General features: G+C 61.5%; 13 protein-coding genes and 1 pseudogene. 7 read left to right on the top strand and 7 right to left on the bottom strand.

Annotated elements, in window-relative coordinates; genetic code table 11:
• Nucleotides 1–47 precede the first annotated feature (47 nt).
• Together H4V99_RS10410 and H4V99_RS10405 are read left to right on the top strand one after the other, a co-directional pair.
• Nucleotides 48–1520, top strand: a complete 1473-nt coding sequence (locus H4V99_RS10410; protein WP_280678013.1) for an amino acid ABC transporter substrate-binding protein/permease — start codon at nt 48–50, stop codon at nt 1518–1520.
• Nucleotides 1517–2254, top strand: coding sequence for an amino acid ABC transporter ATP-binding protein (locus tag H4V99_RS10405; protein WP_280678012.1), 738 nt, complete (start codon nt 1517–1519; stop codon nt 2252–2254). The genes H4V99_RS10410 and H4V99_RS10405 overlap by 4 nt, the downstream gene beginning before the upstream one ends.
• Here the strand turns inward: H4V99_RS10405 and H4V99_RS10400 are convergent.
• From H4V99_RS10400 to sepH, 6 genes and pseudogenes are all read right to left on the bottom strand, one after another.
• Nucleotides 2251–3390, bottom strand: a complete 1140-nt coding sequence (locus H4V99_RS10400) for an EAL domain-containing response regulator (protein ID WP_280678010.1) — start codon at nt 3388–3390, stop codon at nt 2251–2253. The genes H4V99_RS10405 and H4V99_RS10400 overlap by 4 nt on opposite strands.
• Before the next feature lie 26 nt (nt 3391–3416).
• Nucleotides 3417–5348, bottom strand: a complete 1932-nt coding sequence (locus tag H4V99_RS10390) for an ATP-binding protein (RefSeq protein WP_348522378.1) — start codon at nt 5346–5348, stop codon at nt 3417–3419.
• Between the two features lie 9 nt (nt 5349–5357).
• Nucleotides 5358–5675 (bottom strand): annotated as a pseudogene (locus tag H4V99_RS16550) (PAS domain-containing protein); the annotation flags it as partial.
• A 280-nt stretch (nt 5676–5955) separates the two neighbouring features.
• Entirely contained in the window at nt 5956–6993 is a 1038-nt protein-coding gene (locus H4V99_RS10385) for an aromatic acid exporter family protein (protein ID WP_280678009.1), read from the bottom strand.
• Between the two features lie 62 nt (nt 6994–7055).
• Complete coding sequence (locus H4V99_RS10380; protein ID WP_280678008.1) at nt 7056–7367, bottom strand: DUF6504 family protein; 312 nt, start codon at nt 7365–7367, stop codon at nt 7056–7058.
• A gap of 94 nt (nt 7368–7461) precedes the next feature.
• A complete protein-coding gene (gene sepH / locus H4V99_RS10375) occupies nt 7462–8652 on the bottom strand; it encodes a septation protein SepH (protein ID WP_280678007.1) in 1191 nt (396 codons plus the stop codon).
• 197 nt (nt 8653–8849) lie between these two features.
• Between sepH and H4V99_RS10370 the strand changes: the two genes are divergently transcribed.
• Complete coding sequence (locus H4V99_RS10370) at nt 8850–9143, top strand: DUF4193 domain-containing protein (protein ID WP_280678006.1); 294 nt, start codon at nt 8850–8852, stop codon at nt 9141–9143.
• Here H4V99_RS10370 and H4V99_RS10365 read toward each other — a convergent pair.
• Nucleotides 9140–9595 (bottom strand): DUF3093 domain-containing protein, encoded by a 456-nt coding sequence (locus H4V99_RS10365; RefSeq protein WP_280678004.1) that lies wholly within the window; start codon nt 9593–9595, stop codon nt 9140–9142. The two genes, H4V99_RS10370 and H4V99_RS10365, sit on opposite strands and share 4 nt — an antisense overlap.
• 37 nt (nt 9596–9632) lie before the next feature.
• Between H4V99_RS10365 and dut the strand changes: the two genes are divergently transcribed.
• The 4 genes from dut (at nt 9633) to H4V99_RS10345 (ending at nt 14589) form a co-directional block, all read left to right on the top strand.
• The gene (gene dut, locus H4V99_RS10360; RefSeq protein WP_280678003.1) at nt 9633–10112 is read left to right on the top strand and encodes a dUTP diphosphatase; all 480 of its coding nucleotides are present in this window, start codon (nt 9633–9635) and stop codon (nt 10110–10112) included.
• Nucleotides 10109–10753, top strand: coding sequence for a DUF3710 domain-containing protein (locus H4V99_RS10355; RefSeq protein WP_280678001.1), 645 nt, complete (start codon nt 10109–10111; stop codon nt 10751–10753). Before dut ends, H4V99_RS10355 begins: the two co-directional genes overlap by 4 nt.
• A 14-nt stretch (nt 10754–10767) precedes the next feature.
• Nucleotides 10768–11583 (top strand): DUF3159 domain-containing protein, encoded by an 816-nt coding sequence (locus tag H4V99_RS10350; RefSeq protein ID WP_280677999.1) that lies wholly within the window; start codon nt 10768–10770, stop codon nt 11581–11583.
• 171 nt (nt 11584–11754) lie between these two features.
• Nucleotides 11755–14589 (top strand): aconitate hydratase, encoded by a 2835-nt coding sequence (locus tag H4V99_RS10345; protein WP_280677997.1) that lies wholly within the window; start codon nt 11755–11757, stop codon nt 14587–14589.
• The last annotated feature ends 31 nt before the right edge of the window (nt 14590–14620 follow it).

Here is a 14620-nt window from a genome sequence, read left to right as displayed (position 1 = left end):
CCGAAGACAGCGCGGCACGTGCCGCATGACAGAACGGGTTGACAGTTTTGCGCAATAAATTCAGGTCCAGGGCGGGCATATTCGCCGCCGCGGTTACCGCCCTCGTTGGCCTCCTCGGTGGGGTTGCCGGCGTCGGTGCCGCAGCGGCCAACACCCAGGCAGCACCCCGCAGCGCCGTTACCGGCGAAACGTATGTAATTGCCACCGACACCACGTTTGCCCCCTTTGAATACCGCCAGGATGGCGACCTCGTGGGTATCGACATGGATCTGATCCGTGCCGTGGCCGAGGACCAGGGCTTCACCGTTGAGATCCAGTCCCTGGGATTTGACGCCGCGCTGCAGGCGCTGCAATCCAATCAGGTGGCCGGTGTGATTGCCGGCATGTCGATCACGGACGAGCGCAAGCAGATCTTTGATTTCTCCGACCCCTACTTCGACTCCGGCGTGCAGATGGCTGTGGCCGAGGGCGACGCTGCCATCAGCGGGTACGAAGACCTGCGCGGTGAGACCGTCGTGGCCAAGCGTGGCAGCGAGGGCGAGACCTTCGCCAACTCCATCAAGGACGAGTACGGTTTTACGGTCAAGGCCCTCGCCGACTCCGCCACCATGTACGACGATGTCAAAGCCGGTAACTCGGTGGCCGTGTTTGATGACTACCCCGTGCTGGCATACGGAATCAACCAGAACAATGGTCTGAAGTCGGTCACCGAAAAGGAACAGGGAAGTTCCTACGGCTTCGCCGTCAACAAGGGCCAAAACCCTGAGCTTCTCGCAGCCTTCAACACGGGGCTCGCCGAGTTGAACTCGAACGGTGACTATCAGGCCATCCTCGATCGTTACCTCGAGGATCCCGCAGCGGCCACAGACACGGGTTTCTTTGGGCTCCTCGCTGACAGCATGCCGGCGCTCCTGAAGGGCCTCGGGCTGACCCTGCTCGCCACCGGGCTGTCGATTCTCATTGCTCTGGTGCTGGGCGTCATGTTCGGATTCTTCAAGGTGTCGCCGTTTATTGTTCTGCGGGCAATCGCCACCACCTACGTCAGCATCTTCCGGGGCACGCCGCTCCTCGTTCAGGCATTCTTCTTCTACTTCGGACTGCCGCAGCTCACCGGGCAGTCCATTGATGTGCTCACCGCGGGTGTGCTCACGCTGAGCCTCAACGCCGGTGCCTACATGACGGAGATCGTACGCGGTGGAATTCAGTCGGTAGACCCAGGACAGACCGAAGCCGGGCGTAGCCTCGGGCTTGGCTACATCACCACGATGCGCCGCGTTGTGCTGCCCCAGGCCGTGAAGATCATGACACCTTCGTTCATCAACCAGTTCGTGATGACCCTGAAAGATACCTCGCTCTTAGCCGTCATTGGCTTTGCAGAACTCACCTATCAGGGACAGCAGATCTATGCTGCCAACTTCCGTACCGGCGAGACGCTGCTCATTGTGGCGGCGCTGTACTTCGTGGTCATTACCCTGCTCACCACTCTTTCCAACAAGCTCGACAAGAGGTTCAACAAATGAGCAACGCCAGCAAAATCAGTGTCCGCGGGCTCCGCAAATCCTTCGGTTCCAACGAGGTGCTCAAGGGCCTTGACGTGGAGATTGCCGAGGGTGAGGTTGTCTGCGTGATCGGTCCCTCCGGTTCGGGAAAATCCACATTCTTGCGCTGCCTGAACAAACTCGACGAGATCACGGCGGGAACCGTTGTCGTTGATGGGTTTGACCTCACGGACACGACGGTGAATCTGAACGAGGTTCGCCAGCACATCGGCATGGTTTTTCAGCACTTCAATCTGTTTCCGCACATGACCGTTCTGCAGAACATCATGCTGGCTCCGGTGGAGCTGAAGAAGTCGACGCGTGCGGAAGCCCGCATAACGGCTGAGAAGCTGCTCGAACGCGTGGGCCTCACCGACAAGGCTGAGGCACGCCCGGGTCAGCTCTCTGGCGGACAGAAGCAGCGCGTTGCCATCGCGCGTTCGCTCGCGGTGAATCCCGACATCATGCTCTTCGACGAGGCCACGAGCGCCCTCGACCCCGAAATGGTGGGCGAGGTGCTGCAGGTCATTCGCGATCTTGCCACGGAGGGGATGACGATGGTTGTCGTCACCCACGAGATGGGCTTCGCCCGGGAGGTAGCTGATCGGGTGATCTTCATGGCTGACGGTGTCATTGTGGAGGAGGGAACTCCCGAGCAGATTTTCGGCGCCCCCCAGCACGCGCGCACTCAGGACTTTCTCTCGAAGGTGCTCTAGATAAGGGAAAGGTGCAGTGGGGCGGGTCGGCCGAGCAGATAGCCCTGACCCCAGGGCACGCCGAGGTCTTGAAGCGTTTTCAGTTCCTCGGGCTCTTCAATGCCTTCGGCGATCACCTGGGCACCCACTTCGCTCGCGAAGGCGAGAAGGGCGCGGGTGAGAGCCTGCTGTTCATGGCTGCGGTTGATCCCGGCGATCAGGGAAATGTCGAGTTTGATCACGTCGGGCTGGAGCAGGAGCAAATGCCGGAATCCGGCGTACCCGGCGCCAAGATCATCAGCCGATAGCCGGGTACCGCGTGAACGCATGGGGGCCAGTGCGCGGTGCAGCGCGAAGTAGTCTTCCACGGGAACACGCTCGGTGAGCTCGATGACAATCCGAGGCCACAGGTCTGGCGAACAAGGCTCCTGGTCCATGAGGTGCATCATCGTGGCAGGGGACATATTGAGGGAGAGAAACTGGTCGGGGGGTGCGGAGTGGAGGTAGCTCAGCATGGTGGTGATGGCCATCCACTCCAGGTCAACTCCGAGCCCCACGCTGAAGGCTTCCGTGAACCACCGGTCCGGAGCCCGAAGAGTGGAATCAGGGAAGCGTGACAGGCCCTCGTGCCCCACGGTGGCTCCGGTCGTCAAATCCTGGATCGGTTGAAAGACGGGGGTCAGGGTCTTATTCTGCAGGACATCCTGAATGCGGGTGAGTACTTCTGTGCGGTCGTCTGCGATCTCGTGTTGTGGAAGAACCTTGAGGTGCCGCAGGGTTGAGTAGAGCTCCCGCGTGCGGAGGAGATTTGCAATCCGGAGGATAGCCTCGGTGGCGTCGATTGGCTTGGTCAGAAAGTCCTGCGCGCCCTGGGCCAGAGCCTGATCGCGGGCGGCTGTCGTCGCATCTGCGGTGAGAACCATGACCGGCAAAAAGTCTCCCGCCGCAAACTTCTGAATCTGGGCCAGGACTTCGAAGCCGTCGACATGGGGCATGCGTAGGTCGAGCAGCACGAGGTCGGGGTTATGTTCGGTGAGAAGTCGTGGGACGGCGCGCGGGTCGGTTTCGGTGTGCACTCGGCTCAGACCCTGAAGCAGCAGGAGCTGGTGGAGAAAGGCCACATTGGCTGGGTTGTCATCGACCACCAGCACACTCATTCCTGAAAATTGTGCGAGCTGCCGTTTCATGCGGGTCCCTTCCTGGGTGCAGACGTCTGGTCGAGAAGTGCCAGCACTTCTTCCACGTCGAGCGGCTTGGTCATGCACTGTTCAGCGCCGCCGGCCAGGAGCTGCCGGGATGTGATCGCCGAGATGTCGGCGGTCAGGATCACCACCGGTAGTTCCGCAGTGTCTGGCGTGGTGGTGAGGTTACGGAGCACGTCTGCGCCGGAGATATCGGGCAAATGCAGATCGAGAAGCACCAAATTGGGCTGGTGCAGGCGCGCCAGGTCGATACCGAGTTGGCCGTTCCCGGCCGTGAGGAGCCGCCAGGCGGGCCGCAGCTTGAGCACCTGCTCAACCAGGTGCACGTTGGATTCGTTGTCTTCGATGTAGAGCAGGGTGCACGAACCCAGCGGCACCTCGACATCCCTCTCCATCAGGCTGACGAGGCGCTCGTCACTGATGTTGAGGTTCGGCTCCTCGGTTCGAGGCAGCGTCACGGTGAAGAGCGAGCCCCGCCCGGGAACAGAATCCACGCCCAGCGAGCCGCCCATGAGCTCAACCAGTGCCCGGGTGAGTGCCAGCCCGATCCCGGTCCCCTCGATGCCTCGGCTCTCCGCTCCGAGCCGGTCGAAGGGAGTGAACAACCTGCTCTGCAATTCCGGAGCAATTGCGGGGCCGTTATCGCGAACCATAATGGCCACATCGGACTCGTTCAGCAGATGCTCAACCCAGACTGTTCCCCCCACCCGGTTGTATTTCACCGCATTTGACAACAGGTTGAGCAGTACCTGACGGAGTCGTTGCTTATCGGCGAGAACCCAGCCCTCATCTCTTCCCGGCAACCCGATGAGGGTGATCCCCGCCGACTGGGCTAGTGGCTCCATCAGAGCCCGTGCCTCGTTCATGACGCTGGTCACGGGTACCGGCTCCCAGCTGATCGAGGTATTTCCCGCCTCGATTCGTGAGATGTCCAGCACATCGTTGATCAGGTTCAGCAGATGCCGGCCACCCTGTTGAATATGGTCGATCGATTCGGCGTAATCGGTGTCGTCCAGTTGCATCCGCAGGAGCTGGCTGAATCCCAGAACGGCATTCAACGGGGTACGCAACTCATGGCTCACCCGGGACAAGAATTGGTTCTTTGCCTCGTTGGCGGTGCGCGCAGCGGCCTCCGCGGCCTGCAGGGCTTCTGCGACCTCCATTCGCACAGTGGTGTTCTCTACGGTCACCACGCTTCGCTCGGTTGGCCCGTTGAGGCTGGGAACGGGCCGAGCGACCCAGCGTACCCAGCGTGCTTGCCCGTCTTCGGTCACGATCCGGTGTTCAGACTCCGCCGGGAGACCGGAAAGCATTGTTCGTCGAAACTCCTGCTCGACCTCGGGTAGGTCGCGTGAATCTTCCTGCCAAGGTGCCCAGCCCGTCACGGGATCCTCGGAATCGACGCCCAGAATACTGCGCACGGCAGGACTGACATACAGACAGGTCGGCGGCTGTAACTGGTACAGGATGAACCCAATGTCGACGCTTTCGGCCAGCTGCCGCAGTTCTGTCTCGTGCTCTGCCGATTCTCGTTCCAGCTCACGCTGAGCTGTCAGGTCGCGTACCAAAACGATCACCATGGCTTCGGGCCCAGACCCGGTGGGAGCCATGCTGGTGGAGATCGGGAACAGAGAGCCGTTTCGGCGGTGACCGAACAGGGACTGCCCTAGTCCCATGGGTCTGGCCGTTGCCTCGTGCATGTACGTTGCGCGCAAGCCGGTGTGTCGGTGACGTGAACTCTCGGGGAGCAGAATCTCCACCGGGGAACCCAGCAACTCGTGACGTTCGTATCCGAACAGGGCCGTGACCTGAGCGTTGGCCGTAATAATAAGTCCGCGCGCATCGACGCAGACAATCGCATCCCGGGCGGCCTCGAGCAGGGTCTCGAAGCGAAGATTGTCCCGTTCGGTCATGCTCGCCGGGCGTGAGATGGACGCCACGCCGGTGATGACACCGCTTTTGTCAACGATGGGCGACATGGACATGACCACTTCCAGAAATTGCCCGTCGCGCCGATACCGCATGGCGTGGAAGCCGCTTTCGGCCCGGCCCCCGGCGACCCGTGCGTGGCGGGCTCGCTCCTCCACCAGCGCATCGGGTGGAACCAACCTCTCGAAGCTGTGGCCCACCATCTCCGAGCGCTGATAGCCGTACACGTGAGTGGCGCCATCATTCCAGGATGTGATGAGGCCGTGCAAATCCTTGGCGATCACCGCGTCCTGAGACGAGTTGATGATGGCAGCAAGAGCCTGTGCCTCGTTGAGGGTCTACTCACTGACCCCACTCTCTGCACCGACACGAGCGGTGTCACCTGTGACTGCACCTGTCGCGTCTGCGGAGCCCATGCCGATCCTTCCCCAACGCTGCTGTGGAACCTCTTCTGCGCGACGCGTAGATCCACCGATGTGCTGCTCAATTCCACAGCATCCGACACCATGTCTTCCCCAAGAATTATTCAATATATCATATCGACCATTCCTCATTTGTCACCTATTAAGGGGGTGTCGGTGACAGCTGGGCCTAGGGAAGATCGCTCACAATTTCCTCGCGCACGCGCCGAAGATCCTCCATTAGAGAGCCAATGAGAATCCAATGCTCCGGGTGTGGTGTGGCAATGATGAGGGGGGATGTCAACAGTGGTTCCTCCTCGCGCGCAATTTCTGTGGCGTGGTCATCAGGTCGCTGCAGGAGGAGCCGAAGATCGTGGGCGGCTCGGTCCAACTCGGTGGAGAATGCATGCACCGTGGGTTCCAGGTGGAGGGAGTCGTCGTAGTGGTCACGAACGGCCCGTGTCATGCCCAGAGCCCGCGTGACCAGTGCCTTCAGCCGCTCGTACAGATCGATGTCGGCTTGCAGACTGGTCCGGTGCTTGGCGCCCCGAGGATTGAGCGTGAGGCTCTCCTGGGCCCCGGTGATTGCGCGCTCCGCTGACGCCAGCATTGGGCGCAGCAGGCGCGCCTTGAGCAGGAGTTCTTCGAGCTGAAAGTTGGTCTGGGGTTCGCGAAGAGCATCGGCGGCGCGATCCAGGGTGTCGGCCACCTCCCGTCCGAGCCGGATGACGGCATCGTGGGCCGGCGTGAGCAGTACCGGCGGTACGACGAGAATGTTGATGATGAGCGCGATTGACGCACCGATGATGGTTTCCAAGATTCGGTCAATCGAGTATTCGGCTGTGGTCGAGCCGATCGAGAGTACGAGCATGGCGCTGATTGGAATCTGGTTAGCCGATCCAGGGGAGAGTCGCAGGGCCCAAGCGAGAAGAATGCACAGCACGATCGTGAGGAGAACGATCCACGTGGATGACCCAAAGATCAGGCCAATGACGTACGCGATGACCACGCCGCCGATGACCCCCAGGCTACGCTCAATGGCCTTGCCGACCGATTGGTTAACGCTGGGCTGCACCACAAAAATGGCAGCTATTGCGGCAAAGATAGGCAACTCGTTGGGGAGCAGAAGTTGTGAAATCACCCACGCGAGCGCAACCGCCACGGACGTTTTGACGACCTGCAGAACAGGTAACCGTCGGGGTGTTCGTAGACCAGCCGTAATTCGCACCTATGTAGGGTAACCCGAGCGCGGTGCAGGAATGGCAGCGTCAGCGAAGCTGCGTGCCCTGCTCAGTCGAAGATGCGTAGCAGCTGCCAACGCGGCTCGGAGTCAGATTTGGGATCGGTGTCCGGCTTCACGTCAAAAACATGCGTCTCGCCGTCCTCGGCCGTGGCCTGAAAGCGCCAGCCAGCGATGTCGAGAGGCACATGCCCAATCCCGTAACCGAAGGGCTCGAAGGGTCTCCACCACTCCGCGGTTCCCACCAGCGCGGTTGGCGTATCGGTCACCCGAAAACGCCGAGACCGCCACATTAAGCGCTCGGGCGATCCCGATGTACCCAGCCACACCACGACCGATTCATTTCCGACGGATGCCGGCATGAGTTACCACCTAGATTCACACGTAATCGAACAAGTATTCGAAAACAACTATAACTCGAGGCGTGCGGTGTGACTAGGGCGGACCAGATATTTATTAGGCCAGATCGTCGTCCGTGCGAGCACCGAAGACAATTTCGTCCCAGCTGGGCATGGAAGCCCGGCCACGCTTACCGTGATTACCGGTTGTGCGGTTTTGGGCTCTGGCGGCCTGTGTGGCCCACACGTTCGGTGCCGCGGTGGGCGTTACGTCGGTGGTTTGCGCCTCGGAAGGAGCGTCCCTGGGCTGGTCCGGGACCCCGTCGGCGAGAAACTCGCTACGCCGACGTCCGCTTGCCGACGTGCTGCCATTCGCGGGCGTGCTGCCGTTCACCGGCGGCGTCAGGTTCGACGCCGGGGTGACGTCCGCAACCGACGGCTGCGGGGAGCCGCTATCGGCAAATGATGCGGCTTCGCGCTCGCCGCGGCGGCGGCGCAGAGAGTCCAGAAGATCTGCGGTTTCGCTCATGCTCACTGACGGCTCCACGGCGCGCTTGATGGCGGCGCGCGAGACGGCATCGGAGCTGCTGGCGCTCCGAGAATACGGAATGGGCTCAACGGGAGCGGTGTCATTGAGGATTTCGTCGGCCAGAGACTCTTTAAAGGTGAATGCGCCGCTGTCAAAACGAGACACATCGGAGTTGCTGGTGTCCGCCCCAACCGCTCGCAAGCGCGGAATGAGGGATCCTTTGAGTTCACCCTGTTGTGACAGGGCAATGGCCTCGTTGCCCACGGGGGAGAGGGCGTTCTTTTTGGGTTCAAAACCCCAGCGCGCATCGTGATCAATTTCATCTGCCGTGAAAGACAGCTTGATGATCCAGCCGGCACCGGGCTCTTTCCAGCTGGCCCAGCGCTCATTTGAGGCACCCAGCGACGCAAGACGCTCGCGAATGACGCCGCCAAAGTTGGCGTCCTCGCCCACCGGGTCAGGGTCGATAGCCGTGTGAACAGGCACACTCAGCGCGCACGAGATCATGTATTCGCGCTCGGCCACCACAGGGCCCTCGAAACGACGAACATAGTCGAGGGGGGCGCCGGTCACGGCCGCCACGTCTTCCGCCGACATTCCGGAGCGAATGTGCGCCTGCACCTCGCGCGGTGACAGCTTGGGTGCGGTGGATGTCTCCGTCTGGGTTTGACGAAGCTTGGACTGGAGAACCTCGTCGATGGCGATCCTAAATCGGTCGCCATCTTCCGACGCTGCGAGCAGCGCACCGTTCTCTACCCCGATGACTTTCAATTCCTGCATGGCGCAAGCCCTCTCGCGAATACCGTTAGCTGCAAGAATCGCATGTCTTTACGTCTTTTAATGGGAATACACCGGGCGTGCCGCAAGTTGATGCCAGTGCCGACCGAGAAGTACTGCGGGCGAGTTGCTATTTTCCCCGGATTGTTGCAAACTGTGCCCGCTGATTTCGTTTATCGGCGTTACTGAAATGGATGGGCATGGCAACCGATTACGACGCACCGCGGAAGACCGAAGACGACTCAGACTCGATCGAGGCCCTCAAAGAACGCGTGCCCGACAAGATGTCGGGAAGCGTTGACAATGACGATTCCGACAATCCGGGTGGGTTCGACCTTCCCGGCGCAGATCTGTCCGACCTTGACCTTGATGTAGTCGTTCTGCCCGCGCAGGCCGACGAATTCACCTGTGTCGAGTGCTTCCTCGTGAAGCACCGCTCGCAGGCCGGTCACGAGACAAAGCTGGGCACCGTCTGCCTGGAGTGCGACTCCTAAAAATCCGTAGCCGGTCGTCGTGATTCATTGATCGCGGCGACCAGCTTCTCTGGGTGACGACTGGACACCAACCAATACGGTGCTGGGTCTGTTTCGTCAGTGATCGGAATCTTCACGACGGGTCCAACCCAGCCGCGAATCAGCATCCATGACCGAACATCAAGGCGCGGACCGCGTTCCTGGCTCGCCTCGGTGCCGCTGAAGGGCATGGCCTCTCCAACCAGGTCCACTGATATCGTCGCGGGCCCCGCAGTGATGAGTCCGTTTTCCACCCGAATAACGGGCGATGCGATCACGAGCAGAGTGACGCATCCGCCGTAGAGAACTGCAGCGGTGACGTATCCCGCCTGCATGTTGATCGGGGCAAGCACGAGAATGCTCGCGGGGATCACGAGAGCAGTGACGATGAAGGACCACGCAGAGGCCCAGAGTTTTTCGCGGTAGTGAGGCATGTCTCTATTCGATCACGTTCTGGACTACCCTCAACACGTGACACAAAGCGTCGAAGTACTGATTACCGCGTCCGTTCTCCCCGAATATGCGCATGCCGGTGATGCCGGTGCCGACCTGCACTCGGCTGAGGCACTCACGCTGGCACCGGGTGAGCGCCACCTCGTTGCGACCGGCGTCAGCATCGCGCTGCCGGATGGCTTCGCGGCCTTCGTGGTGCCCCGCAGCGGCCTAGCGTCAAAGCACGGCATTACGATCGTGAATTCCCCCGGGACCGTTGATGCCGGGTACCGCGGTGAAATCAAGGTGGCTTTGCTCAACACCGACCTGACCCGTGCGTTCTCCATCGCCGTCGGCGATCGGATCGCGCAGCTCATCATCATGCCAGTGGCGCGTGCCACATTCATCCCCGTTGATCGGCTGCCCGGCAGCCAGCGGGGCGAGAGCGGGTTCGGTTCCACGGGTGTCACCGTGGCCGACTCAGCCCTCACCACACCTAAGACAGGAGAATCTCGATGACGGACATCGCGACCCCGGACGAGTTTCCGGACACCCAGGCCAAGTCAGCACCCGACGATCGGGAGACCGAGGGTCCGTTTGATGAGGCGGAGGCCAACCCGGTTCGTCCGTATGTCGATCTGGGCGGGATCAAGATTCTTCCGCGTGAGGGACTGCACCTGCGTCTGGAAATTGAAGAGGGTAGCAAGCGCGTCGTGGCGATTGGGCTGGACTTTGCCGGTTCCACCCTTCAGGTTCAGCCCTTTGCGGCTCCCCGCTCCAGCGGTCTCTGGCACGAGATTCGCGACCAGATTGCCGACCAGATTAGCAAGCAGGGCGGCACGACCACCGGGCGTGAAGGCCCGTTCGGACCAGAACTCGTGGCCGAGATTCCCGTTGCCGCCGGCGCGGATCTGGCCGCACCGAATGCCCTAGGAAGCACCAGGCTCGCTCGTTTTATTGGCGTCGACGGCCCGCGTTGGTTTCTGCGCGGCGTCATTGCCGGCGAGGGTGCCATCAACCCGGAGGCTGCTGCCCAGGTTGAAGAGCTGTTTCGCAGCATCGTGGTGGTGCGCGGTTCGAGTCCCATGCCTCCCCGCGATCTGATTCCCCTGCGCATGCCCGCGACACCGTCCGGTGCCCAGACCCCCACGAACGTTTAGCTCTGAGACCTCCCGTGACACACCACCCCGACCCCACCGACCCCGCTGACCAGCCCGACTCCGATCCGGCGAGGGCCGCAGCCGGCGACGCCTCTTCGGACCAACCGACGGTGTCCGGGGTTGTGGCCGAGGGGATGGCAGCCGCCGCCCGCCGTGCCGGTTTCAGCTCGGCGGCGGAGGGGGAGTCCATCAACGGTCAGGCTCTTTTGGCCGCAATGGGCGGCATCCGTGGTCTGTTCGAGGCCATTCTGCCTGGCCTGGTGTTCCTCGTGACCTACACGCTCACCATCGACCCCGAGGCGGATGCCGCAGCCGAGCCGATCGTGGCCCTGCTACCCGCCCTCATTGCCCCGCTCGTGCTGGGCCTGATCTTTGTGGTTCTGCGCGTGGCAACAAAGCAGACGACGACACCGGCTGTCGGTGGTCTCGTGGGGACGGCGCTGAGTGTGGCGCTCGCCCTGTTCTCCGGCAAAGCGTCAGACTTCTTTCTTGTGGGCCTCTACACGAACGCGGGGTACGGCGCTGCGCTGCTTATTTCCGTTCTTGTGGGCTGGCCGCTCGTGGGGCTGGCCGTGGGCTTTCTCATGGGCGATGGAATCGCGTGGCGGAGCGATCCGTCCAAAAGACGTGTTTTGACAATTCTGACCCTGTGCTGGACCGGCCTATTCCTCGCGCGACTGGCCGTGCAGCTGCCGCTCTACCTAGCCGACAACGTGGAGTTGCTCGCGACGACGAAACTTCTGATGGGGCTTCCGCTCTATGCGCCCTTACTGATTGTGTCGTGGCTCATGGTTCGTTCGATTTACCGCAAGCCTGCGCCCACCGCGTGACCCGCAAACCCTGCTAGAGTTATCTCTACGTCAAGATACTTTCTTGATGGAACGGGTTGGCTCCGGCACCTGCTGGTTAGGCTTACCTTGCTGGCACGAAGGTGTGTCCGGCCACAAGGATTGAGGATTGCCGCCGGTACCCCGTCGGCTCCCCACGAAGGAGAGGGCATCGTGTCTGCGGTAAATAGTTTTGGAGCAAAGGACACCCTACGAGTTGGTTCGACTGACTATGAAGTCTTTCGGGTCGATAAGGTCGCTGGCTACGAGAAGCTGCCATACAGCCTGAAGGTGCTTCTGGAGAATCTTCTCCGCACCGAGGATGGCGCCAACATCACCGAGGAGCACATTCGTGCCCTTGGCGAGTGGGTACCCACCAGCGAGCCCGACACCGAGATTCAGTACACGCCGGCGCGCGTGGTGATGCAGGACTTCACCGGCGTTCCCTGCATCGTTGACCTCGCCACCATGCGGGAGGCACTTGTCGATCTGGGCGGGGACGCCAAGAAGATCAACCCCCTGGCACCGACCGAGATGGTTATTGACCACTCCGTCGTTGCTGACCTGTTCGGAACACCCGATTCCTTCGAAAAGAACGTCGAAATCGAGTACGAGCGCAATGGTGAGCGCTACCAGTTCCTGCGCTGGGGTCAGACCGCCTTCGACGATTTCAAGGTTGTTCCCCCGGGAACCGGAATCGTGCACCAGGTGAACATTGAGTACCTGGCCCGGGTCACCATGACCCGCACCGTTGACGGCGTGCTCCAGGCCTACCCTGACACCTGTGTCGGGACGGACTCGCACACCACCATGGTGAACGGACTGGGCGTACTGGGCTGGGGCGTGGGCGGAATCGAAGCCGAAGCAGCGATGCTCGGCCAGTCGGTCTCCATGCTGATCCCGAAGGTCGTGGGCTTCAAGCTGTCCGGCATTATTCCGGCCGGGGTCACCGCCACCGACGTTGTGCTCACCATCACGCAGATGCTGCGCGCTCACGGTGTCGTGGGTAAGTTTGTCGAATTCTACGGTGCGGGTGTGGCATCGGTACCGCTCGCCAACCGCGCCACCATCGGAAATATGAGCCCCGAGTTCGGCTCCACTGCCGCCATGTTCCCCGTGGACGACGTGACGCTCGGCTACCTGCGACTCACCGGACGCAGCGAGGAGCAGGTCGCTCTGGTGGAGGCCTACTCCAAGCTTCAGGGACTCTGGCACAACCCCGATCAGGAGCCGGTCTTCAGCGAGTACCTCGAACTGGACCTGTCGACGGTTGTCCCGTCGATCGCCGGACCGAAACGCCCGCAGGACCGCATTGTTCTGAGCGAGGCCAAGACCCAGTTCGAACGCGACCTGGATAACTACGCCAATGCCCCCGTCTCCCTCGTGGATGCGGCAATAGAGGGTACTTTCCCGGCCTCCGACCCGCTGGGTTTCACCCCGCAGGACTCCGAAACAGCCCATGCCAAGGCCTTCCACAGCAGTGTGGATCGTCACACCAGCCACCCGTCGAAGTCGCACCCGCAGCCGACCGACGTGACGCTGGCCGACGGTCGCGAGTTCACCATTGACAACGGTTCGGTGGCGATCGCCGCGATCACCTCGTGCACCAACACGTCGAACCCGTCCGTGATGCTTGCGGCTGGGCTTCTGGCACGTAACGCCAGCCTCAAGGGTCTCAAGAGCAAGCCGTGGGTGAAGACCACCCTGGCTCCGGGTTCCAAGGTTGTCACCGATTACTACGCCAAGGCTGGCCTCAACGGTTACCTCGAAGATCTCGGCTTCTACCTCGTGGGTTACGGCTGCACGACCTGCATCGGTAACTCCGGCCCGCTCGAGGACGAAATCTCCTCGGCCGTGCAGGAGAACGACCTCGCCGTCACCGCCGTGCTCTCGGGTAACCGCAACTTTGAGGGACGCATCAACCCCGACGTGAAGATGAACTACCTCGCGAGCCCGCCGCTCGTGATCGCGTACGCTCTTGCCGGCACGATGAACTTCAACTTCGACACGGATTCCCTCGGTCAGGACACCGATGGTCATGATGTCTTCCTGAAGGACATCTGGCCCGACGCCGACGAGGTGCAGAAGACCATCGACGAGTCCATTGACTCGAACATGTTCGTGACGCAGTACGCCGGAGTCTTCGAAGGCGACGACCGCTGGAAGGCGCTGGAGACCCCCGCCGGAGACATCTTCGCCTGGGACGCCGAGTCGACCTATGTGCGGAAGCCCCCGTACTTCGACGGCATGACCATCGAGACCAGCCCGGTCGTCGATATCAGTGGTGCACGTGTGCTCGCCAAGCTCGGCGACTCGGTCACAACCGACCACATCAGCCCTGCCGGGTCGATCAAGGCGGACGGTCCCGCTGGACGTTACCTTGCCGACAACGGTGTGGCACGTGGGGACTACAACTCCTACGGTTCACGCCGCGGTAACCACGAGGTGATGATTCGCGGAACCTTCGCGAACATTCGTCTGCGCAACCAGCTCCTCGACAATGTGGAGGGCGGCTTCACGCGCGACTTCACCGTTGACGGTGGCCCGAAGGCCGACATCTACGATGCCAGCCAGAACTACCAGGCCGCCGGTACCCCGCTCGTTGTCCTCGGTGGCAAGGAGTACGGGTCGGGTTCCAGCCGTGACTGGGCAGCCAAGGGGACCAGCCTGCTGGGCGTCAAGGCCGTCATCGTGGAAAGCTTCGAGCGAATTCACCGCTCAAACCTCATCGGGATGGGCGTTGTGCCGCTGCAGTACCCGGTCGGGCAGAATGCGGAGTCTCTGGGCCTTGACGGCACCGAGATTGTGTCGATCTCCGGAATCACGGCGCTGAATGATGGCGCCACACCGAAGACCGTGCATGTCACCTGTGCGCCGAGCGAGTTCTCGGCCGTGGGCAAGGCCACCATCGAGTTCGATGCCGTTGTGCGCATTGACACGCCGGGTGAGGCCGACTACTACCGCAATGGTGGAATTCTGCAGTACGTCCTGCGCTCCCTGGTTGCCTAACACGCCACCACAGAGCACCTCATCATCACCC

The organism is Cryobacterium sp. CG_9.6 (assembly GCF_029893365.1).
Lineage (GTDB): Bacteria > Actinomycetota > Actinomycetes > Actinomycetales > Microbacteriaceae > Cryobacterium.
This window is presented reverse-complemented; position numbering and strand designations above follow the sequence as displayed.

Excerpts from the sequence above, each read along its gene's own strand:
- H4V99_RS10405 (WP_280678012.1), top strand. The coding sequence starts at position 1,517 with ATGAGCAACGCCAGCAAAATCAGTGTCCGCGGGCTCCGCAAATCCTTC.
- H4V99_RS10400 (WP_280678010.1), bottom strand. The coding sequence starts at position 3,390 with ATGAGTGTGCTGGTGGTCGATGACAACCCAGCCAATGTGGCCTTTCTC.
- H4V99_RS10390 (WP_348522378.1), bottom strand. The coding sequence starts at position 5,348 with ATGACCGAACGGGACAATCTTCGCTTCGAGACCCTGCTCGAGGCCGCC.
- H4V99_RS10380 (WP_280678008.1), bottom strand. The coding sequence starts at position 7,367 with ATGCCGGCATCCGTCGGAAATGAATCGGTCGTGGTGTGGCTGGGTACA.
- sepH (WP_280678007.1), bottom strand. The coding sequence starts at position 8,652 with ATGCAGGAATTGAAAGTCATCGGGGTAGAGAACGGTGCGCTGCTCGCA.
- H4V99_RS10370 (WP_280678006.1), top strand. The coding sequence starts at position 8,850 with ATGGCAACCGATTACGACGCACCGCGGAAGACCGAAGACGACTCAGAC.
- H4V99_RS10365 (WP_280678004.1), bottom strand. The coding sequence starts at position 9,595 with ATGCCTCACTACCGCGAAAAACTCTGGGCCTCTGCGTGGTCCTTCATC.
- H4V99_RS10355 (WP_280678001.1), top strand. The coding sequence starts at position 10,109 with ATGACGGACATCGCGACCCCGGACGAGTTTCCGGACACCCAGGCCAAG.